Consider the following 217-nt stretch of genomic DNA (forward strand, 5'->3'; position numbering starts at 1 on the left):
CCCCCCCCCCCCCCCCCCCCTCTCTCCCAAAAAAAACCACCCCCCCCCAGATTAGCGAGTGTCTCGTGGGCTCGGAGATGTGTATAAGAGACAGTCCCAGAACTCATCGAGGCCGGCCACGAGGTCACCGGCCTGGCGCGCTCCGTACGGCCGGACTCGGCGAAGTGGTCGAAGTCGTGCCTGTCTCTTATACACATCTGACGCTGCCGACGACGGA

1 protein-coding gene is annotated in these 217 nt (G+C 64.1%); it reads left to right on the top strand.

The window, feature by feature from the left end:
• On the top strand, positions 1 to 217 hold a 217-nt coding region (locus ACPYOG_RS20335), incomplete at both ends, for a hypothetical protein (protein ID WP_481295888.1).

This window comes from Leifsonia sp. HAY1-4F, from assembly GCF_056755275.1.